This window comes from Chloroflexus sp. (assembly GCF_034434295.1).
In the GTDB taxonomy this organism is placed as follows: Bacteria; Chloroflexota; Chloroflexia; order Chloroflexales; family Chloroflexaceae; genus Chloroflexus.
Genome location: NZ_DAOTZQ010000089.1, coordinates 1 through 21,520, shown reverse-complemented (window position 1 = coordinate 21,520; position 21,520 = coordinate 1). Strand labels below are relative to the sequence as shown.

The window sequence follows — 21,520 nt, the reverse complement described above, 5'->3', positions numbered from 1 at the left end:
GTCATAGGCTGCATAACCCATGATCCGACGCTTACTCTACTGGTCATAATCACCTGACCGAATCTAAAGATGAAGAGGGTGGATTTCTAACCCACCCTCTCCCCGTGCGTCGTGCTACTATCACCCAGACTACCCGGCACGGGCGCTAAGCGCCTCTTTGATCAGGCCGGCAATATCGGTTGGCATGCGGGCAACGCGCACCCCGACACTCTCCAGGGCGGCGATCTTCTCCTGGGCGGTTCCTTCGCCACCGCTGATGATCGCACCGGCGTGCCCCATACGTTTACCAGGCGGCGCTGTCTGACCCGCAATGAAGCCTACCACCGGCTTCGTCACGTGAGCCTTAATGTAAGCGGCTGCCTCTTGTTCGGCGGTGCCACCAATTTCGCCAATCAGAACAATCGCCTCAGTTTGTGGATCAGCTTCAAACATGCTTAATACGTCAATGAAATTTGTCCCGATGATTGGATCACCGCCAATGCCGACAATGGTGCTCTGCCCAATGCCCAGCCGGGTGAGCGTATCAACCGCTTCATAGGTCAGGGTACCCGATTTACTCACGATGCCAACCGGGCCGGGCATCGCGATGTTACCGGGAATGATGCCCACTTTAGCGGCTCCTGGTGTGAGTAAGCCGGGACAGTTCGGCCCGATCAGGCGTACTCCGCACTCTTGCACAAAGGCGTAGGTGCTGACCATATCCAGCGCCGGGATGCCCTCGGTAATACACACGATGAGCGGAATACCGGCGGCGGCTGACTCGCGGATGGCATCAGGGGCAAAGGGTGCCGGTACATAGATAACCGCAGTGTTGGCGCCGGTCGCAGCGACTGCTTCCGCTACCGTATTGAAGACAGGCACTCGGCCATCAATCGCCTTTTGACCACCACGTCCGGGGACGACGCCGGCAACAACATTTGTCCCATACTCGATCATCTGGCGGGTGTGAAATTCACCCTCTTTACCGGTAATTCCCTGTACCAACAGCCGGGTGTTGGCATCGATCAAAATGCTCACTCGTTCCTCCTTAATAAAAGTACAGATATACGATGCAATATGCTTTATCTTAATACGTGTCGCTATGTCGCGGTTCAAGGTGTGTGCCTTCAGCCTCTTGCACAATCGCAACCCCTGCCGACGTGCCGATCCGGGTTGCTCCGGCTGCGATCAGTTCCTGGGCCATTGCCAGTGAACGCACGCCACCTGATGCTTTGACGCCAATAGCTGCTCCTACCGCTGCCCGCATGAGACGAATGTCGGCAACGGTCGCCCCACCTGGCCCGAAACCGGTGCTGGTTTTCACAAAGTCGGCACCCGCCCGTACCGCCAGCATACAGGCCATAACCTTCTCAAAATCGGTCAACAGGCCAGTTTCCAGAATAACCTTTACTAATACGCCACTGGCATGGGCAGCATCAGTAACAGCCCGAATATCATCAACTACAGCGTGATATTCACGTCCGCGAAGTGCCCCAATCGCCAGCACCATGTCTACTTCACGTGCCCCATGCCCGATAGCCTGTACCGTCTCAAAGACTTTCACTTTTGTCGTGGTGGCTCCGAGCGGGAAGCCTATCACCGTGCAGATTCGCACTGCCGAACCGCTGAGTGCACGCGCACAACGTTCAACATAACGTGGATTGACACAAACACTGGCGAACCGGTAACGCTCAGCTTCACTGCACAGTCGGTCAATCTGATCAACTGTTGCTTCAGGCTTGAGCAATGTATGATCGATGAAACTGGCAATAGGGGTATCTGAGGCAGGTGGTGTTGGTGGATTCGCCAGGGGTGTACCGACCGGTAATCCAACCAGAGCATCTATGTGTGACCGCACCTGTGCGATTAGATCTTCCACGACGAGGCTCATCTTGACGACTGGCGCCAGGTTCTGACATCATTCACGATGCTATTGTAGCATAGCCGCGCAAGCTGCTTGCTGAATAGCAATGATAGGCATAATGGTTAAAGAGGAGATTGTATGATGCGATTTGATGCTATTGGCGTGGGAATTGCCAGTTGGGATCTTGTCGGTGTGACTGCAACGTCACCCGTGTTAGGTCAGAAGCAACCGCTTGCCGGATATACGGAGATGGGAGGTGGGCCGGTCGCGACTGCGCTGGTGACCATGGCCCGTTTTGGTGCTCAGGTAGCGTTGGTCAGTGCTGTTGGCGATGATCACTACGGTATGGCGATCCAGGCCGAGTTGACCAGATTTGGGGTTGACACATCGTTTGTTGTGACCGGTCGTGGCTCTTCACATATTGCGTTCGTGTTGGCCGAACCGGGGAGTGATCGGCGAACGGTATGGTGGTACAACGAACCAACGGTGTTTGCCGATCTCGCATTTCCTGCGAAACTGGCAACCCAGACGCGTGCGTTGTTGATTGATTCTCACCTACCGGCGGCTCTCTCTGCGGCTCGTCAGGTACGGGCTGCTGGAGGACGAATAATGATTGATGCCGAACGGGTTAATGCAACGGTTCTGGAATTACTACCACTCTGTGATGATATTGTCGTTTCTGCCAGGTTTGCCCGTGCGGTCACCGGCCTTTCCGATATAGCAATGGCGTCTCAAGCATTGGCCGAACGGTATCGTACACTGGTTGTCGTTACCGCCGGTGAAGCTGGTAGTTGGGCCTGTCACAACGGTGAACTCATTCACACGCCGGCCTTTCCCACTACGCCGGTGGACACAACCGGTTGTGGTGATGTCTTTCACGGTGCCTTACTGTTCGCGTTGTTGCGCAATGATCCCTTGCCGGCAGCCTTACGCTTCGCTAGCGCAGCGGCTGCGCTCAAGACACGCGGACTCGGTGGTCGTAGTGCATTACCTTCGCTCGCCGAGGTTGAGGCTTTGGCTCGCACTACCACTGCTCAGTAGCAAAATATGATTAGTGGTTATCGTGAGATCAGACAAGCGGTAAAACCGCGTCAGAAGGCAATTTGTCGATGGCGAAGACTGATACTTTGTAACAGACCAATGGCGATCAGGGTGGTCACCATAAAGCTGCCTCCCGCCGAGACGAACGGCAATGGCAGACCGGTTACCGGCAGGAGACTCATGTTCATGCCAATGTTGATGACAGTATGACTGAAGAGCATCCCGAAAATACCGAGCGCTATCAATCGGCCAAACTGATCACGCGCTTTGCCAGCAATAGAGAGGGTTTGCCAGAGTACGATCGCCTGAAAGATAATCAGCACTACACCACCAATAAACCCTAATTCTTCCCCAATAACAGCGAAGATAAAGTCGGTATGTTGCACCGGTACGTAATTGCCCTGGCTGAACAAGCCAAGGGTAAGGCCGGTGCCGGTCAGACCGCCGGAGCTGATGGCATTGAGTGCCTGAATGACGTTATAAGCGGCATTAAAATCAACAGCCGCCGGATTGGTAAGCAAGTAGTAGAACGTACTGAGCCGAACTTGCTGATAGGTGTCGAGCACGTAGTGCCACGCGATCCATGCGAGTGGGATGGCGGCAATGAACAGGGTGATCAACTGGGCCAACCTCATGCCACTACCCCACGCCATTGTCAGCCAGATGCCGGCCAGAACCAGTGTTGTGCCCAGGTCGGGCTGGATAAAGATCAACGCTATTGGTACACCGGCGATCAATAATCCGCCTATCTGTACCAGCCAGCTTCCACCCCGATCAGCGTAGTGCTGCCAGTAGGTGGCCAGGGCGATGATGAGCACGAGTTTGCCCAGTTCAGCAGGTTGAAACGTTCGTTCACCGATGGCAATCCAGCTTTGCGCTCCCTCGCTTACGCGGCCAATTACCAGGGCTGCACTCAGTAGCAGTATTGTGCTGATGTAGAGTGGGCGCACCAGGCTGGAAAGCAAGCGGTAGTCGAACAACATCATAGCAGCCATAGCGATCAGGCCGACAACGATATATACGATTTGACGTCCGAAGACCGGACGTAGCGGCAAGCCATTACCGGCCACTGCATTCATGGTTGCACTGTGCAGTGCCAGGCTGCCAATAATCAGTAGAACAGCTACACTGACCAAAATGCCCCAATCTAGATCCCGCCAGCGCCGTGCTTCCACGGTGTACCTCGCTATGTTGTTGTTGTCCAGGTCGTGAACAACTCTGCTGGTATTGTATCTCTGCCGTACTCAGTATACACGTGTTACATGTCTGGCGTTGAGAAGCCATGCTTCCGCACCTACCGTGCGCTATATCTTGATGCGCGTGGCACTTGCCGGACTTTGCCAGGATGGTCAGATTGCTTGCACAGGCAGAAGTCTGTCCCAGAGCAATGAGACAACTGCTACCCCGTCTGCGTCACGTCACAGCGCACCAGCGGCCGCTCGATGGCTGCTGCGACCCGATGCAATTGCTTCATCAGATCGGCGAAACTCTCAGGCACCAAAGACTGTGTCCCGTCGCAAACGGCAAAAGCCGGATTGTCATGCACCTCAATGATCAAACCATCAGCGCCGGCAGCAATGGCGGCCCGCGCCATTGGGATCACTATATCGGCCCGCCCACTGGCGTGTGACGGATCAACAATGACCGGTAGATGCGAAAGCTGCTTGATCAGGGGCACCGCTCCCAGATCAAGGGTAAAGCGCAGACTGTCATCGAATGTGCGAATGCCTCGTTCACACAAGACAACGTTCGGGTTACCTTCGGCCAGAATATACTCCGCCGCCAGCAACAAATCCTTCACGGTAGCCGCAAAGCCGCGTTTGAGCAGCACCGGGTGGCGGGTACGTCCAACTGCCCGCAACAGCGAGTAGTTTTGCATATTGCGCGCACCGATTTGTAGCATGTCGGCATACTGCACGACGAGCGGTAATGTCTCGGTGTCCATCACTTCCGTGACCACTGGCATACCGGTTAATGCCCTTGCCTCAGCCAGAATGTGTAAGCCGGCCTCTCCCAATCCCTGAAAGGAGTAGGGTGAGGTGCGTGGTTTGTAGGCTCCGCCACGGAGGATGACTGCACCGGCGGCCTGTACCGCTCTTGCTACATTGAAGGTCTGTTCACGGCTTTCAACTGTGCACGGCCCGGCGATAACGGCAATGCCCGATCCCCCGATGGGAATGCCACCAACTTCGACAATGGTATCCAGCTCTTTGAATTCCCGGCTCACCCGTTTGTAGGGGGCTGTGACCCGGATCAATTGACTCACGCCGGGCAGTCGTTGTAATCGTCCGGCCTGTTCAATTGGGCCTTGATTTCCTGTAATTCCGATGGCTGTGCGTGTTGGCCCAGGCATCGGATGTGGGATGAATCCCATCGCCCGGATCTCAGCGCAGACCGCTTCGATCTGCTCTGCCGTGGCATGTGCTTCCATGACTACCAGCATAGACAAGGCGGCGGTTGGCGGCACGCATCAGGTTGCGCCAACCGCATTGACGGACGTAGCGTCCGTTATTCGGAATAACGACTATTCGTAGATCCAGTTGTCGAGAGCACGATTCCACTCGCCGATTAGCTCGTGCGGTTGGAAGAAGATTGCTGTCTCGCGCTCACCACTTTCCGGCGAGTCCGAAGCGTGTATCAGATTGCGCCCAATGTCCACCCCAAAGTCGCCCCGGATCGTTCCCGGTGCTGCTTTGGCCGGATTGGTCGCCCCAACCATCGCCCGCACCAGCTCAACGGTGCCGGGCTTCCCGGCTACGACCGCCACAACGACTGGCGCAGAGGTGATGTAGCTGACCAGACCGTTGAAGAAGCTCTTACCTTCGTGCTCAGCGTAGTGCCGCCGCGCCAGGGCTTCATCGACCTGCATCAGCTTGAGTCCCTGAAACTTCAAGCCCCGCTGTTCAAAACGGCTGATGATAGCGCCGATCAGTCCTCGTTGTATGGCGTCAGGTTTCAAGATTAACAGTGCACGTTCCATGGATACCTCATAACAGTAAGAAACAGGTCTGTTTCCCGCGGTCAGTATACCACATACAAAATGCTGACAAGCAAAAATCGACAGGTAGCAAACCTGTCGATCTGTGTTCTGATCCACCATCGCAGGCGTGTTAGATCGGAACTGCCTCGCTGATTCGTTTAGCCGCACGGCGCATTTCCATCTTGACCAGGCCGAGATTGACTGTGCGCTGTGTGATCACCACCAGGATTAGCTCTTTGGCTTCCAGCAGTAAGATCGAGCCATCTTTGGCATCAATAATGGAGTCAACTAGATGTCCGACTCCGAGTCGGCGGGTCGCTTTATCGATTTCACCGAAGACTGCCGCGGACATTGCTCCCAGTATTTCGGCATCTTCTTCATCGAGCAGAGTGCTGGCTACGACCAGGCCATCTTTGCCAACCAGCAAACTGCCAATCACACCGTCGACCCGAATGAGATCTTCTACGATGCGGCGCATGCTAAACCTTTCTTGTGGTGCCATCGCGGAGTCTGCTTTCTTTGCATAAGAAAGACGAATACCTCATTTATTCGGCAAATGTGACGCTGTAAGTGGCAATTGCCTCTTCCAGCCGTCCCTGCCGTGAGTACACATCACCAAGGATGCGATATAACTGACGAAGAACTGGCGTGTCCTCGATGGTGTTGATAAGGTCTTCCAGCTCCTCGGCCATTCGATCAAGCAGTGTCGCGTGCTTGAGTAAGCGACGATAGATTACGGCCATCAGCTCAGACTGCCCGGTTTGCGCACAGAGGCGGGCAATGGTGAAAGCCAGAGTGTGATTGGCCGGATTGGTGCTCAGTTGTCGTAAGTAATCGTCGATTGTTGCATTACCGGTAGGAATAAAGTCTTCTAGCACCCGTGGCCGAATTGGTGCCCGCGCCGAACGCCCACGCCCACTGGTCAGAGCTTCACGACGCGCAAAACGAAGATCGTCACGAGTCGGCGTTACGCTTCGTCGCTCTTCTCTTGTCGGCGTCCGCAACATCGGTTGCGCTTTATGCCGTTCACTGAGTGGTGGTAGCACGACCCGTGCCGGTTCACTCGTCATCGGCTCAGGCGGTGCATTCCAGATGTCATCAAGCGCATCCAGCGGTTCCGGCACGAAGCCAGTATCTTCAGGTGCTGGCGGCGGTGGAGGTTCCTCTATTCGTGGAGCGGTACGTACAGCTTTGGCGACCGGTGCGGTTTCGGCGATGCTGAAATCAAACAGGTCATCCTCAACCGATCCCGCCTCTGACGGTGAAATTGCTTGCTGAGCTGCCTCAAGCTGGGCGATCTCTTCTGCTGATAGCCCTAACTCTTCAAGTGAGAAGGGGGTCAGCTCCGGTTCGGCAGAAGTTGGTGCTAAGGCTGGCTCTTCATCGAATGGGGTTAGATCCGCCGTCGTTGATGAGGTTGCTGGAGCAGGTTCCTCTTCACCTAACTCGGCCTCCATATCGATAATCTCATCGCCATCCCGTATCTGAATGCCAGCCCGATAAAGCGACCAGCCAATCTGCTCAATCCGGTCAGCTTCCCGTTCGGGGTCTTTCACTACAGCGATAATATCGGTCAGATCGACGTATCCCTGGCGATGTCCCAGTTTTATCAAACGGTTGAGATCGGGGTCACCGGTATCGATCATCGGTTCTTCATCATCAGAGAGGACAACTGTCTCAAAGTTACCCAGGCTGATACTGTCTATTTCATCGGGTGAAAGCCCAAGCTCGCTAGTAGTCGTAGCCCCACTCTCGATATCTTCAAACGAGAACGGCTCAAGGTCGGCAAACTCATCAAGTGAGAAGGGTTCGACCCCAGGTAACTCAAACGACGACTCTTCACCTGTTTTGTCCAGATGTGCAAATACATCACCCTCGTTAGAAGAAGACAGCAGGCTATCGATTGACTCATCGGTAAAGTCAGTCGTTTCACCTGTCGCAGGTTGCTGCGCGGCCTCAAGCTGGGCGATCTCTTCCGGCGACAGGCCCAGCTCTTCAAGCGAGAAGGGGGTCAGCTCCGGCTCGGCAGGGGCGGCAGGTTGGGCCGGCTGTTGGGCGGCCTCAAGCTGGGCAACCTCTTCCGGCGTCGGCAGGTTGACAGGCTCACTCTTTTCACTTAAAGCACGAACCGCTCCGGTTGGCGCCAGGCTTTCATCGATACTCGCCTTTGGTATGCGGAATGTTCCGGTCAAACGCTCAGGTGTATTGTCATCCTCTCGAAGTGATACGTCATCACTTGAGAAATAAGCAGCGACATCAGCTTCAGTTAACTCAACCGGTGTCAATGGTGGCTCCTCGACCGGCGGCAACGAAGCTGCCCGTTCGACCAGCTTACTGAAAATTGATGGCCCGCCCGGCTCTGGTTCTTGAGGTAACTTGATACCACCACTACGAGCCGATGGCTCTTGCCAGCTATAAATCCCCGGCTCGATAGACTCGGTATGTGTTTCTGAAGAGGCTGATACATCATCAAGTGCCAGATCATCGAGTGAGAAAGGCTGAAGTGTGGCCGGTAGTTCGTCACTCGCCGATGTTGCACCGAGGTCAAGATCGTCAAGTGAAAATGGTTGCAGACCACTCAGGTCATCGACAAAAGTGTCGGTGCCGCCGGTTGTGGTCGATTTGCCTTCAAGCTGGGCAATCTCTTCTGGTGACAGGCCCAGTTCTTCGAGCGAGAAGGGTTGCAGGGCCGGCTCGGCATTGGCTGCGGCAGGGGGAGCCTGACCTTCAAGCTGGGCAATCTCTTCTGGCGACAGGCCCAACTCTTCGAGCGAGAAGGGTTGCAGGGTCGGTTCACTGCTGGCAGGTGTAGTTTCGGTTACGCCTACCCCGATCTCATCAAGTGTCAAGCCAGTTGGTGTAGCTGATGAGAGGGGTAAATCCAAATCAAAATCGAACTCATCCCGTTCGGCAGTTGGTTGTTTTGGTTCAGCCACACCGGTTGCTGCTGGTGGCGAAAAGAGCAGCATAGCCAGCAGATCATCGTCTGAGGTAGCAGCTACTGCGGCTGCCACCGGGCTAGTAGCCGGTGTCAACCAGCCTGTCTCGGCAAAGAAATCTTCCGCCGGTGTTGCAGCAGGTTGATCTGCGGCAACTGAAGCTGCGCGTCGTGCCTGCCATTCGGTCTCATCCCAGGCCGGTAGGGAAACATCCGGTGTTGGTACACCGGCCGGTAATGCGTCAAACAGGAGTTTTGCAACTGTCTGGTATGGATCAATACGTTGCGCAACCCGCCAGTAATCAAACCCACGCTGATCACCATCTGACAGCAATATTGCGCCGAGGATCAGATTTGCCTTGAGCAGATGGGGTTGTAGCTTCAACGCATCCTGACATACGGTAGCCGCTTCATCCAGTTGACCGTCTCGCCAGAGCGCTTCAATCAGGCCAACCCAGGCGTCAAGTCGGTCAGGATGTTCGGCAATCACCTGTCGAAATTCGTGGATGGCCTGTGGCAACATATGACCACGGGCGTACAGGCGGGCCAGACCAGGGCGGCTCAGACGGAGAGCGGCATGCTCGCTGCCCCAGGCTGCGGTGTAGAGACGTACCAACTGAGCGCGTAGTTCGGGCATATCAGGTCGGATTTCCAGTGCCTGCTCGAACTCAGCAATCGCCTTATCCAGCCGACCCTGCCATTCATACGCCATTCCCAGACCGACGTGGGCGGGAATATTTTCGGGGTCAACCTGCAAGACCTGTTCAAAGGTTGCCGTTGCTGCAGGCAAATCGCGTTTTGCCAGATATGCCTCACCCAGAAGTCGTTGAGCTTCCAGGTTGTCTGGATGGTGTTCAAGGATATGCTGGATCAGGCCGATTGCCTGCTCGATCTGATTCGCCTCGAGAAACGTTCTGGCTTGTGTATAGGCGTCTTGCAGGCTAATAGTCGCCATCCTGAATCCTCCCACATCATTATTGTTGGTGCCGCCAGAAAGTAAAACATCATGCGCTGAGGGAACGCCATAGCAGTGCGAATGGTATTCGCCGCTTGCAAGCAGTATAGCACCGAATTATGGCAGGTGTGACACTTCGCAGCAGCTTATGTCTCGCGGCTTCTCAAGCAACGCATACGGCAGCTTACTACGTTCATGCCTCATGACTCGGTCTGAGCCACGTCCTTTCAGGAATGTGATGCAATAGCTTGAGGGACACCCAGGTCTATTTTACGCTGGGCAGGAGTTCCAGGTGATAACTGGTAACGATTCCTGCTGTTCGGGTGCCTCGCCAAAAGGCGAACACTATGCAATCCACAGGCTCACATTGTAAACAGTATAGCATATACGTTCACTGCATGCAATGTTTTACCGGATGCAAACAGAAAATATTGATTCATAACCTGCCTGAACATCTGATCTCAGACTGTAACACCAGTTTGAATAACGGATTCTGCAATCCCGTCAGATTTGCCGTAGCACAGTACTTCGGCAACAGAAAGCGAAATCTGTACCAGGATAGTGCTTGCGTTCTGCGACGTTTGCGGAATGATTGATGCCATTTGGTATAAGTATCATTACCAAATCATCAATGATGTTGCAGCAAGCACATGTTTATCTGAAACGAACGTTATGGTAATAACTGGTATTATCACCATTGGTTGCAAATCTCGTGTTACAGCGTCACTCGACATTGGGGAGATAGAGCTGAGGTTTGATCGTCTGCGTGGTCGGGGGATTAGAACCTATTTCAAAAAACATCTCCTGAAAGTTATCTCGTGCCTTCCTGATCGACGCTATGCTCGTGACGAGTACCCACAGCATCCCCGTGACCGGCAAGGCGAACGACGTGACACGCGCCTGGCACGAAACACGGCTGCTGCGGCAGCTATGCTGCCGCACTCCACACCGCGCAACACGCGCATGACGAGCAGGCAAGGCAACCAATCCAGCGCGTGATGGCACTGGAGATGGTCGTCATTCCTCTTCGCTGCCTAACGGCGGACTAGGAGCAGAATCTGCTATTGTTAGTGATTGGCAAGCGTGCATGTGCCTGTGCGACTGTCTGGGAACACGACCGCACAGCTTTTATGAAATAAGTTCTAAATGATAAGACTGGCGAGCAAATTCTCGCCAGTCTTGTCTGGTCGGGGCGACTGGATTTGAACCAGCGACCTCCTGAACCCCATTCAGGTGCGCTACCGGTCTGCGCTACGCCCCGAACACCCCTTGATTATAGCGCGGTCGAGGCGAAGAGTCAAACATCACGCCAGATATGCGAGGCGAAGAAGCCGAGCGCAGCGCCGAAGGGAAGCGCACCACCACCCCATATCAGCACAGCGGGAAAAAGAACTGCCAGCCACTGTTGCCATGGCGCATCAGGCGTTAGCTGATCGGTGAACAAACCGATGATGACGGTGAATAGTCCGCCCAGGATCATGGCCAGGAAGGCTAGAATGAGTGCCCCGTACATAGACCAGCGTAAACGACGTGCAGGTGATGGATTCATATCAACACCAGTGAACTCGTTGTTGTCAAAGTGATCCGATGCTGTACTGGTATGGTATCTGCTAGTAGCTGTCATCGTCAACTCTGAATGCGATCAAACGAGCTGGCTTTTCTTCATCGATACGCTGGTGAAGGTGTTGTCCTGATCTATCTGTGGTGGACTGAAAATATGATCTGCTACAGCGTCTACCTCATCAGGGAGACCTGAGTCAGACCGCTGTCCTCCGCTCTTCCCCATTGCGGGAGAGGGGCGGGGGGTGAGAGCGTTCAGGACGCCTAAAGACCTACCTCTACGCTCGCATGTGCAGTCTGCCTTTGAATGCTGATGGAAGTGATAGGCATACCTCAACACGTACTTGTAAGACCATGCGAGTGTTGCCCCTTTCTGTTATGGTCTCCGCTGACCCGATTCAGTTGCATCGGCACCATTTCTCACTGACACCGGGCTGAGACAGGGGTAATATCAAGTCCAGAAGGTATGACACACCAGCCAGCTATGACCCTGATCCTGCACCCGTATGATGCACCGCCGGACGCCAGGGTAGGGGCACGGTTGCCGCGCCCCTATCCACTGAGTGAATGCACATTGGTGAGCAAGATTGATCCAGCGTAAGTATCGTGGTGCTAATGTGGCTGAGTCGGGTCACCATCGCCGCGTAGGAGTGCACGGCTGTGAACCCCTACCGGACACCGGTAGCATAGTTCCTGGCAGGTAGGCCAACGCATTCTTGTGTCTCATCCTGATACCACGTGACGTTGTAGGTACGGCATCGTATCGTCGGAGAAAACCGGCAGAGACGACGACTACGCCAGACATCCGTAAGGGTTTTCACCCCGCCTTACAAGCCGCCGGTATACGACCACCTCGACGGTATAGGTTCCGCCTGTGCACGTCGCTGGCGAGTGAAATGCATCAGGATTGTTTATTCTTGAGTTCTTGATCAAATATATTGACAAAATCGCTTTTCTCCTCTATACTCAAGCCTGCACCGGTGCAATCGTGCTGTACCTGGAAGGGAAAGTGAGGGCAACCGTGCAGACGCTCCATGTTCGCACTACCAGGGTTAGTTCTATCAGTTCATCGGTACGCTGCTCTCAGCATCGTGATGGGTATTGTTCTAATCAGGTTTGGTGTTGTCCATTAATACCCACTGCCGGTTCCTGTGCGATTGGTTGTATCGGCAGTTCAACCCTCACATAATAGCCGCCTGCTACCTGAGCTAGCGCTATCTGGCTCTGTTGGCTATAGGAGCCTGAAGCAGGCAGGCGTTCTACAAAACTATCAATTCCCCAGTGCCACCGCTGTCATTTGGGAGACCGACACTTTGTAGGCCGTAGCATTGATACGCTACGGGTGGTCTGCTGTACTCAAGTTACAGCACAGAACAGGAGATGTTTGTGTCCACTATTCCACCAACAACCCGATCTGGACTTGTCGTCTGGTTTACTGGGCTTTCTGGCGCCGGGAAAACAACGCTGGCGCGGGCGCTGGCGACGCTGTTGCAAGAGGCCGGCTATCCGGTTGAGCAGCTCGATGGCGATGTCGTTCGTGAACATTTGTCGAAGGGTTTAGGGTTTAGCCGCGAAGATCGTGATACGAATATCCGGCGGATTGGTTTTGTGGCCAATTTGCTGGCCAAACATGGTGTGATCGTGTTGGTCAGTGCGATCAGTCCCTATCGGGAAACACGTGCTGAGGTACTGGCTGCCGCCCCCAGAAAACTTGAGGTATTTGTTGAGGCGCCGCTGGATGTCCTCATTCAGCGTGATGTGAAGGGGTTGTATGCGAAGGCGTTACGCGGCGAGATTGCCCAATTTACCGGTATCTCTGACCCTTACGAACCTCCGCTGCATCCCGATGTCCATTTGCGCACCGATCTGATGAGTTTGCCGGAGTGTCTGGAGCACCTGCTGGCTGCGCTGGAACGGCTGGATATTGTGGTGAAGGTGAGTCACCGATGACAACACAATGCTGGGATACGAACACTGACCCTCGTGAGGTCATTCGCTGGGCACTTGCCGGTCACCCTGATCTTTTGATGACCAGTGCTTTCAATCTTAACGGGGTCGTGCTGATTGAGCTGGCGGCTCAGGCCGGTTTTACGGGCGAGGTAGTTTTTGTGGATACCGGCTACCATTTCCCGGAGACCCTTGCCACTCGTGACCATCTGATCACGCGCTATCCCCAGATGCAATTTGTCACGCTAAGTGCCGGCCTGCCACCTGAACCATGGGGGGAAGAGCAATTTCGGAGCGATCCCGATGGGTGCTGTCGCGTACGAAAAGTTGCTCCCCTGCGCGAATATCTGGCGCACAAAAATCCTTCTGCACTGTTAAACGCTCGCAGTCGTGATCAGGCCGCAACCCGCCGCGATCTGGGTTTTGTCGAGATTGGTGAGCGGGTGCGCATCAACCCGCTGGCCTACTGGCGGCGGGAGCAGGTAGAGGCATTTGCGCAAGCCCATCACCTGCCGGTGAACCCATTGTACTGGGCCGGTTTTAAGAGTATCGGCTGTTGGCCTTGTACACGGGCTGTGCGCCCCGGTGAAGATGTGCGGGCCGGGCGTTGGTCGGGAAAGGGCAAGATTGAATGTGGCCTATGGATCGGTGAACAATCGCTGTGAACGAGGTGATGTGATGATACCACAGACGAATTCTCTTCCGAAGCCGCACGGTGGTGTTCTGGTTGAGCGGATTCGGGATGCGCATCCACGCGAATATGACCATCTGCCAGCACTTGAGCTTGATGAACGGGCGTATGCCGATCTCGAACTCATTGCCACCGGTGTCTATTCGCCGTTAGAAGGTTTTATGGGGCAGGCCGATTATCTGAGTGTGCTGGAAGCGATGCGCCTGACGAATGGTCTGCCGTGGAGTATCCCGATCACCCTGGGGGTGTCGGCACAGGATGCAGCTTCCTACCGAAAAACAGTTCGTTTGACAAAGGATGGGCGAACGGTAGGCTTACTTGATGTCGAAGAGCAGTATCGACCTGATAAAGAGCACGAAGCACTGGCGGTCTATCGCACCACAGATCTCGCTCATCCTGGTGTTGCGGCGCTATTTGCGCGGGGTGAGGTCTATCTGGCCGGTAAGGTGCAACTACTGACCCTGGATCGGGGGCCATTTCCCGAACATCACTATACACCTCGCGAGACGCGACAACTGTTTCAAGAGCGGGGCTGGCAGACAATCGTCGCCTTCCAGACCCGAAACCCCATTCATCGTGCCCACGAGTATTTGCACAAAGTCGCATTGGAGTCGCTCGATGGCCTATTCCTTCACCCGCTCGTCGGCTCTACCAAGTCGGATGATGTTCCGGCACCGGTGCGGATGGCGGCCTATAAAGTCCTCCTTGAACGCTACTACCCGCAAAACCGGGTGTTGCTGGGTGTCTATCCGGCAGCAATGCGCTACGCCGGGCCACGTGAAGCAATTCTGCACGCCATCAGTCGCAAAAATTACGGCTGCACCCATTTCATTGTGGGGCGCGATCACGCCGGGGTTGGCAATTATTACGGCCCGTATGAGGCGCAGGCCATCTTTGCCCATTTCCGCCCGGAGGAGATCGGCATCCATATTCTCAAGTTTGAGCAGACCTTCTACTGCGTTACCTGCGCCGCAGTGGTTTCGCCGCGTACATGCCCTCACGATGCCCAACATCACCTTGTCCTTTCGGGCACACGGGTACGTGAATTGTTGCGCACAGGATCGCCATTACCGCCGGAGTTTACCAGACCCGAAGTAGCTGACGTGTTGCGTGCTGCTTACCAGACGCTGTAGCCGGTACGAGGGTGAGATGCTCGAAGTATTGCTTGGTTTGCTCATTGCCGTCAGCATTGGTCTGACCGGTGTTGGTGGCGGCACGATCACCACATCGGTATTAATTCTTGGCCTGGGGATTGCGCCGGAAGTGGCGGTGGGCACAGCGCTGTTGTTTGCGCTGTGCGCCAAAATTCCGGCTGGCCTGATCTACTGGCAGCAGCAACAGGTACATCCGCAGACGCTCGCCCGGCTACTTGCCGGTGGTGTGCCGGCTGTTTTGATCGGTAGCTTCCTGCTGCACGCTTTGAAAAGCTATCGCGACGTTGTGCTGGTCGGTGTTGGTCTGATTGTGCTGGTGGCCGCAGGGATCAATCTGTTCGTGACCTTGATCAAAGTACCCTCATTTCATCTCGCACCGGGTTGGATGATTGCCGGCGCCGGATTTATTGGACTTGAAGTAGGCTTCTCATCGGCTGGGGCAGGGGCTTTGGGTACGTTGTTGCTGCTCAACACGACACGGCTCTCGCCCCAGACAGTGGTAGGCACCGATCTCTGGTTTGGCCTGATCCTTTCGGCGATTGGTGGCGGGATACACACCGTGCTGGGGCAATCCGACCTCTGGTTATTTCTCAAACTGACCAGCGGCGGCGTGTTCGGCTCGCTGGCGGGCGCCTGGCTGGCCCAGCATGTCAGTCAGCGGCCATTCCGTCTGGGATTGCTGGCGTGGATGATGGCCATCGGCTCACAGCTCGTGTTTCGCAGCCTGATGCGCTGATTAAGGTGATGTATGTACTATCCGGTGATGCTGGATTTACGCGATAAAAAGGTGCTCTTCATCGGGGGTGGTATCGAGACCGAGGTCAAGGTACAGCGACTGGTGGAAGCAGGTGCACGGGTCAGACTCATCTCACCGTTTGATCATCCTGCGCTGGATGCGCTCGTGCAGGAGGGTCGGCTCGACTGGCAACGACGTGTGTATCACTATGGCGATCTGGCGGGTTTCATGCTCTGTTTTGTCCATCTGCCAGATACAACCCTCAACGCCACCATTGCTGCCGAAGCCCGTGAACGGGGAATCTGGCTGAATGCAGTCGATGATCCGTCCCATTGTGATTTTATCTTGCCCTCGATCCATCGTCAGGGTGATCTGGTCATTGCCATCTCAACTAGTGGCGTCGCACCGGCGCTGGCAGTGCGGATTAAAGAGCATCTGAGTGCAGTGTATGGCCCAGAGTACGCGGCATTTCTGGATGTGCTGCGCTCGTTTCGCTCTCTGGTCAAACAGGCTTACCCACATAGCTTTACTGAACGACGCGCTGCCTGGTACCGCCTCGTAGACAGTGAAGCGCTGGCTATGCTGCGGGCAGGCGATTACGTTCAGGCACAGAACCTGCTCTGGCATGCTTTGTATGGCACTTCTTCCGCTGTACCGGTCGATCTCGGTCTGCATCAACAGGAGGTGGTATGAGCAAGGTTTACCTGGTGGGTGCCGGTCCCGGTGATCCTGAATTACTTACGCTCCGTGCGCTACGGGTGCTCGGCGAAGCTGATGTGGTGCTGTACGACCGCCTGGTATCTGCGGCAATTCTGGCGTATGTCAACCCGCAAGCTGAACGCATCTACGTCGGCAAAGCAAAGGGCGATCAGGATCGGGGGCAACGTGAGATTCTTCATCTGTTGTTGCACTATGCTCGCGCCGGACGCACGGTCGTGCGCTTGAAGGGCGGCGATCCCATGGTCTACGGGCGTGGTGCTGAAGAGTGGCTCTTTCTGGCTCAACACGGCATTACTGTTGAGTTAGTGCCCGGTCTCAGTTCAGCGCTGGCGTTACCGGGAATGGCCGGTATTCCGTTGACGTTACGCGGTATTGGGCGAAGTTTTGCCGTGATCTGTGGTCAGGAGCAGGGTGGTGCTGTGCCTGAGATAACTCCCTACGCCCGGATCGATACTCTCGTGATTCTGATGGGGGTTGAACGACGGGCTGAACTGGCCCAGGCGCTGATCCAGGCCGGTCGCGACGCCTGGGAACCCTGCGCTTTTATCGAGAACGGCTCTACACCCAGCGAACGAATTGTGCTGGCCTCGCTTGAGGCTGTGGCGCAGGGGCGGGTTGCGGTTCAGGCACCGGCAGTCTGGGTGATCGGCCCGGTGGTGGCGGTGCGCGAGCAATTGCAGGCAGTGGCATCTGATGAACCGGTACATCCAATGCCTGTTCCGGCTTACACCGGGATGCATCAGGCCAGAGACGTGGTCGTTGTTGAACGCGGATAGCAATCCGTGAAGGTATGAGTGCGGAGAAGGTTTATGACGGATACACCCAGGCTTTCAAAAGTTGAGCAGATCAAACTGGCCAGCCGACATCTGCGAGGGCCGGTAGATCACGAGTTGCACGACGGAAACGATCACTTTAGTGATGAAGGGTATCAGATTCTCAAGTTCCACGGCATTTATCAACAAGACAACCGCGATGTACGTAAAGCTCGCAAAGCTCGCGGATTGGGGCCGGAGTATTCATTTATGATCCGGGTGGCTATTCCCGGTGGCCGGCTTAGCCCGGAACAGTATCTGACCCTCGACCGACTGGCGGATGAGTTGGGCAATACCACGTTGCGTTTTACTACCCGCCAGGCTATTCAATACCACGGCGTGCGTAAGGGTGGCCTGAAGCCGCTGATTCGCACGCTCAACCGTCATCTGCTGACCACACTCTCGGCGTGTGGTGATGTGGTGCGGAATATTGTAGCCTGTCCTGCACCATTTGTTGATCGCCAGCGGATCGAGCTGATGCAGTATGCGAAAGCACTTTCTGACCGGCTGAAACCAAGGACCCGTGCTTACTATGAGATCTGGCTCGATGGGGAAAAGGCGGCGAGTCTGGAAGAGGATGAACCCCTCTACGGTGCAACCTATCTGCCGCGCAAATTTAAGATTGCCTTTGCCTTCCCCGGCGACAACTGTGTCGATGTTTACACCCAGGACATCGGAATTGTGCCGTGGATTGAAGAGGGTCTGCAAGGGTTCACCATTCTGGTCGGTGGTGGTTTGGGCCAGAGTCATGGGGTTAAGGAGACCCATCCGGCACTGGCAAAGCCGCTTACTACTATCGCTCCCGCTCAGCTTTTCGAGGTCGTAGAAGCGATTGTGAAGGTTCAACGCGATCATGGCCGACGTGATGACCGCAAGCTGGCCCGGATGAAGTATCTGGTCGAGAGTTGGGGCATCGAACGGTTCAAAGCTGAGGTCGAGCGTTATGTCGGCTATGCGCTGCCTGAACCCAGACCGCTCACGTGGCTCAGCGCCGATGATCACCTGGGCTGGCACGAACAGGGTGATGGCCGTCTCTTCTTTGGCCTGTTTGTCGAAAATGGGCGGGTCAGGGATCATCTCCGGGCAGCAATTCGGGATGTTGTGCAGCGTTTCGGCCTCGAAGTTCGCCTGACTCCGCAGCAGAATATACTGTTCGTGAACATTCAACCGGCTGATCGTCCGGCCATCGAGGCAATCTTTCAGCGGTATGATGTCGCGCTCCCCGGTACCATCCCGCTTGTCGTTCAGAACGCGCTGGCATGTCCAGCTCTCCCCACCTGTGGTCTGGCCATTACCGAAAGCGAGCGGGTCATGCCGCAGGTGATCCGTGACTTGAACGCCCTGCTGGATCGGCTGGGACTACACGATGGCCCGGTTCCGCACGTCAGAATGACCGGCTGCCCGAATGGGTGTGCCCGACCCTATACCGCTGAAATCGGCCTGGTAGGGCGGAGCCTGAATTCCTACACCATTTATCTGGGTGGCAGTCCCTTGGGAACCCGTCTAGGAGCCGTCTACCTCGATAATGTCAAGCGAGAGGAGATTGTCTCGCGGCTGGAACCGGTATTGCTGCTCTATCATCGTGAACGTAAGCCGGGCGAGACCTTTGGCGACTTTTGCCATCGGCTGGGTAGAGCAACCTTGCAACACCTTGCCGGGCAGAACGAATAACCAACCATCGGGGGTAACAGCAATGCGTTACTCCCGGTGCCAGACCGAGATAGTGTTGTCGGCATGGACATCCATCAACCAACCACCTCACGAGCGGAAGACGCTCAACGCCATATAAAACGAGACACACCAGTTCGGGGCATCAACAATCTGGCTAATGCGTAGATCACCGGCCAGACTGCACAGCACATAGGCATCTTCACGGCTCAGGTGATAATTGTCGGTAAGCCATTCAATCATATCGCGTACCGCATTGCGGGCATTCTCCATCAGATCGGGACCGATAGCGGTCGTTACGTAATACCCACGAGCATCGTATGCCGGCTGAATCGGTCCGGGTGGCGTGTAGAAGTGGTAGCGCCACGGCTTCAAGGAACGACCCTTGATCACGTTGAAGCGTAGCGAGAATTGCATTGGGCACTCGATGCCGGTAACGCATACTTCACCATCGCCCTGCGCTGCATGGCAATCGCCTGCCGAGAAGAGTGCGCCCGGTACGAAGACCGGCAGGTAGAGTTTGGCACCAACATTAAGATGACGGGTGTCAATATTGCCGCCTCCTTTACCGGTTGGCAGCACATCGAAGGCGCCAGGTTCGTCGAGAGCGACCCCCATCGTGCCACAGAATGGCTGAAGCGGAATATGAATGTCATCGCGGAGGGGAGCAGTCTGGCCGTTGCTCAGGTCGAAATGGCGAATATACGGCGCGGTGAAGTCTTGGGCAAGTAACCCTAGACCGGGAATGATACCCGTCCAGCCCCAATCGAGCGGTTGCAGGCGCAGAATCTCAACTTCCAGAATATCGCCGGGCATTGCGTCTTTGACAAAGATCGGACCGGCCAGCGGGTAGAGTTGTCCAAAGTCGAGATTGAGTAACACACTGGCATCGCAGCCGGGTGTCACCTGATTGTTCGTTACCTCTGTCGTCTCGCAATGGACAACGTCGCCAGAAGCGATCTCGATTGCCGGGGGTAAGCTGTTGTCCCACTTGTGATGGACTTTGCCTTTTTCCAGGACGTGCTCAGCCATGGTAATCCCCTTCTGCTGCTACACACTTCATCCAATCACCATGCAGGTAATGGTGCGCTTGATCCCGCTGATGGCGTGAATTTCACTCATCACCAACCGCCCAATCTGGCGCGGATCAGGCGTTTGCACAGTTGCCACAATGTCGTAGGGGCCGGTCACAGCATCGACTGCAATCAGGCCATCAATGGCGCGCAACGCGGTCAATACCTCACCGATCTTGCCCGACTCAGCCTCGATCAAGACATACGCTCGCGCTTCCATGACAATGCTCCTCTCTTGATTACGGTCGTGCAACGGCGCTCAACAGTTCGCGAATATACGCAGCAGCACCACTCACCCGGTCTTCAGGTGGCAGACGTTCCAGTCGATCAATCAAGGCACTGCCAACAATCGCTCCATCAGCAATTTTGGCTACTTCGGCAATATGTGCTGGCTGGCTGATTCCAAAACCGACAACCAGTGGCAGGTTTGTCTGTTGGCGCACATTGGCAATCAGATCGGTCAGATTCCCGGCTAAGGTCTGCCGGGCACCGGTCACACCGGTCAGCGAGACGATATAGAGAAAGCCTCTGGCCTGGGCCGCAATCTGGCTGATCCGGGCCGGTGGGGTAGTGGGGGCGATGAACATTATCAGGTCGAGCTGGTGAGCAGCGGCGAGCTGGCGGAGATCATCCGCTTCTTCGAGCGGCAGATCGGGAATAATCCAGCCATCACCACCGGCTGCCGCCAGATCGGCACAGGCCCGTTCAAGACCGTAACGGAGCAACGGGTTGTAGTACCCCATCAACAGTAAGGGGGCCACCACCCGACGGGCCCGTAATTCAGCGACCGTTGCAATACAATCGGCAATCGTAATCCCGTTTTCCAGAGCGCGCTGGGTCGCCCGCTGAATCGTCGTACCGTCAGCCAGCGGATCGGAGAAGGGGATGCCCAATTCAAACAGACTGGCGCCGGCAGCTTCGAGGGCCGGTACCAGGTCAAGGGTGCTGGTGCGTTCAGGAAAACCTACGGTCAGGTATGGCATTAGCGCAATACGCCCCGCAGCGCGGAGTCTGGCAAATGTTTCGGCTATTCGACTCATAGTGTGTTCTACAGGTAGAGAGGTCAATCGCTGTGCCTGACATCATACCACAGGTTCGGGCATCAGCCATGTGGTGAGCAAGGGTTGTGTTCTGGTCGGGGTACCTGAGCTGGATCAGGGGTGTGACGATACATCGGCGAGCAACTGTGTCAGGTTGCACATAGTGAGCTATGGGAAGTTTGAGGGTATCAGGGCTATCGGTGGATTACTATTGCGCCTATCAAGGCAAGACAGTGCATCACGGTGTGTCAAAAGTCGAGGTTCATGTAGAACTTATTTCATAAAAGCTGTGCTATCGTGCTGCACGACCGTCGTCCTGGTGCATGAACGCTTGCCAATCAGCAACGATAGCCGACCCGGCT

The 21,520-nt window shown here is 55.4% G+C and carries 20 protein-coding genes and 1 tRNA gene; 9 read left to right on the top strand and 12 right to left on the bottom strand.

Features of this window, described 5'->3' with window-relative positions; genetic code table 11:
- Positions 1–129 precede the first annotated feature (129 nt).
- Both sucD and deoC read right to left on the bottom strand, forming a co-directional pair.
- A complete protein-coding gene (gene sucD / locus VAE57_RS12600; protein ID WP_322822224.1) occupies positions 130–1,017 on the bottom strand; it encodes a succinate--CoA ligase subunit alpha in 888 nt (295 codons plus the stop codon).
- A gap of 49 nt (positions 1,018–1,066) precedes the next feature.
- Positions 1,067–1,858, bottom strand: a complete 792-nt coding sequence (gene deoC, locus VAE57_RS12595; RefSeq protein ID WP_322822223.1) for a deoxyribose-phosphate aldolase — start codon at positions 1,856–1,858, stop codon at positions 1,067–1,069.
- A 123-nt stretch (positions 1,859–1,981) separates the two neighbouring features.
- Here deoC and VAE57_RS12590 point away from each other — a divergent pair, with 123 nt between their 5' ends.
- On the top strand, positions 1,982–2,884 hold the full coding sequence (locus tag VAE57_RS12590) for a sugar kinase (protein WP_322822222.1): 903 nt from the start codon (positions 1,982–1,984) through the stop codon (positions 2,882–2,884).
- 50 nt (positions 2,885–2,934) lie between these two features.
- Here the strand turns inward: VAE57_RS12590 and VAE57_RS12585 are convergent, their stop codons facing one another.
- From VAE57_RS12585 to VAE57_RS12565, 5 genes are all read right to left on the bottom strand, one after another.
- Positions 2,935–4,059: an FtsW/RodA/SpoVE family cell cycle protein gene (locus VAE57_RS12585; RefSeq protein ID WP_322822221.1), complete on the bottom strand. Its 1,125-nt coding sequence runs from the start codon at positions 4,057–4,059 to the stop codon at positions 2,935–2,937.
- Between the two features lie 224 nt (positions 4,060–4,283).
- A complete protein-coding gene (gene aroF, locus VAE57_RS12580; protein WP_416208452.1) occupies positions 4,284–5,327 on the bottom strand; it encodes a 3-deoxy-7-phosphoheptulonate synthase in 1,044 nt (347 codons plus the stop codon).
- Between the two features lie 81 nt (positions 5,328–5,408).
- On the bottom strand, positions 5,409–5,864 hold the full coding sequence (gene ndk, locus VAE57_RS12575) for a nucleoside-diphosphate kinase (RefSeq protein WP_322822219.1): 456 nt from the start codon (positions 5,862–5,864) through the stop codon (positions 5,409–5,411).
- Positions 5,865–5,994: 130 nt separating this feature from the next.
- Positions 5,995–6,342 carry a roadblock/LC7 domain-containing protein gene (locus VAE57_RS12570; protein ID WP_012256591.1) on the bottom strand — a complete coding sequence of 116 codons (348 nt, stop codon included), beginning with the start codon at positions 6,340–6,342 and terminating at the stop codon, positions 5,995–5,997.
- A gap of 67 nt (positions 6,343–6,409) precedes the next feature.
- Entirely contained in the window at positions 6,410–9,757 is a 3,348-nt protein-coding gene (locus VAE57_RS12565) for a tetratricopeptide repeat protein (RefSeq protein WP_322822218.1), read from the bottom strand.
- A 588-nt stretch (positions 9,758–10,345) separates the two neighbouring features.
- On the opposite strand from VAE57_RS12565, the gene VAE57_RS12560 reads away from it, so the two are divergent.
- The gene (locus tag VAE57_RS12560) at positions 10,346–10,756 is read left to right on the top strand and encodes a hypothetical protein (RefSeq protein ID WP_322822217.1); all 411 of its coding nucleotides are present in this window, start codon (positions 10,346–10,348) and stop codon (positions 10,754–10,756) included.
- A gap of 185 nt (positions 10,757–10,941) precedes the next feature.
- Here the strand turns inward: VAE57_RS12560 and VAE57_RS12555 are convergent.
- Both VAE57_RS12555 and VAE57_RS12550 read right to left on the bottom strand, forming a co-directional pair.
- Positions 10,942–11,018: transfer RNA gene (locus VAE57_RS12555), tRNA-Pro, on the bottom strand.
- Positions 11,019–11,054: 36 nt separating this feature from the next.
- Complete coding sequence (locus VAE57_RS12550) at positions 11,055–11,306, bottom strand: ABC transporter ATP-binding protein (protein ID WP_322822216.1); 252 nt, start codon at positions 11,304–11,306, stop codon at positions 11,055–11,057.
- Between the two features lie 1,391 nt (positions 11,307–12,697).
- Here VAE57_RS12550 and cysC point away from each other — a divergent pair.
- Genes cysC through VAE57_RS12515 form a run of 7 tightly spaced genes read left to right on the top strand, consistent with a single transcriptional unit; the run spans position 12,698 to position 19,048 of the window.
- Positions 12,698–13,267, top strand: a complete 570-nt coding sequence (gene cysC / locus VAE57_RS12545) for an adenylyl-sulfate kinase (RefSeq protein WP_322822215.1) — start codon at positions 12,698–12,700, stop codon at positions 13,265–13,267.
- Positions 13,264–13,929 (top strand): phosphoadenylyl-sulfate reductase, encoded by a 666-nt coding sequence (locus tag VAE57_RS12540; protein WP_322822214.1) that lies wholly within the window; start codon positions 13,264–13,266, stop codon positions 13,927–13,929. Before cysC ends, VAE57_RS12540 begins: the two co-directional genes overlap by 4 nt.
- A 13-nt stretch (positions 13,930–13,942) precedes the next feature.
- On the top strand, positions 13,943–15,088 hold the full coding sequence (sat, locus tag VAE57_RS12535; protein WP_322822213.1) for a sulfate adenylyltransferase: 1,146 nt from the start codon (positions 13,943–13,945) through the stop codon (positions 15,086–15,088).
- A gap of 16 nt (positions 15,089–15,104) precedes the next feature.
- Positions 15,105–15,845 (top strand): sulfite exporter TauE/SafE family protein, encoded by a 741-nt coding sequence (locus VAE57_RS12530; protein ID WP_322822212.1) that lies wholly within the window; start codon positions 15,105–15,107, stop codon positions 15,843–15,845.
- A 12-nt stretch (positions 15,846–15,857) separates the two neighbouring features.
- The gene (locus tag VAE57_RS12525) at positions 15,858–16,538 is read left to right on the top strand and encodes a bifunctional precorrin-2 dehydrogenase/sirohydrochlorin ferrochelatase (protein WP_322822211.1); all 681 of its coding nucleotides are present in this window, start codon (positions 15,858–15,860) and stop codon (positions 16,536–16,538) included.
- Positions 16,535–17,341, top strand: a complete 807-nt coding sequence (cobA, locus tag VAE57_RS12520) for a uroporphyrinogen-III C-methyltransferase (RefSeq protein WP_322822210.1) — start codon at positions 16,535–16,537, stop codon at positions 17,339–17,341. The genes VAE57_RS12525 and cobA overlap by 4 nt, the downstream gene beginning before the upstream one ends.
- Before the next feature lie 33 nt (positions 17,342–17,374).
- Positions 17,375–19,048 (top strand): NADPH-dependent assimilatory sulfite reductase hemoprotein subunit, encoded by a 1,674-nt coding sequence (locus VAE57_RS12515; RefSeq protein WP_322822209.1) that lies wholly within the window; start codon positions 17,375–17,377, stop codon positions 19,046–19,048.
- Positions 19,049–19,135: 87 nt separating this feature from the next.
- On the opposite strand, the gene VAE57_RS12510 is transcribed toward VAE57_RS12515, so the two are convergent.
- Genes VAE57_RS12510 through trpA form a run of 3 tightly spaced genes read right to left on the bottom strand, consistent with a single transcriptional unit; the run spans position 19,136 to position 21,158 of the window.
- Positions 19,136–20,077 (bottom strand): acetamidase/formamidase family protein, encoded by a 942-nt coding sequence (locus tag VAE57_RS12510; protein WP_322822208.1) that lies wholly within the window; start codon positions 20,075–20,077, stop codon positions 19,136–19,138.
- 27 nt (positions 20,078–20,104) lie between these two features.
- Complete coding sequence (locus VAE57_RS12505; RefSeq protein ID WP_012256580.1) at positions 20,105–20,338, bottom strand: Lrp/AsnC family transcriptional regulator; 234 nt, start codon at positions 20,336–20,338, stop codon at positions 20,105–20,107.
- A 19-nt stretch (positions 20,339–20,357) separates the two neighbouring features.
- Entirely contained in the window at positions 20,358–21,158 is an 801-nt protein-coding gene (gene trpA, locus VAE57_RS12500) for a tryptophan synthase subunit alpha (RefSeq protein ID WP_322822207.1), read from the bottom strand.
- Positions 21,159–21,520: the final 362 nt, after the last annotated feature.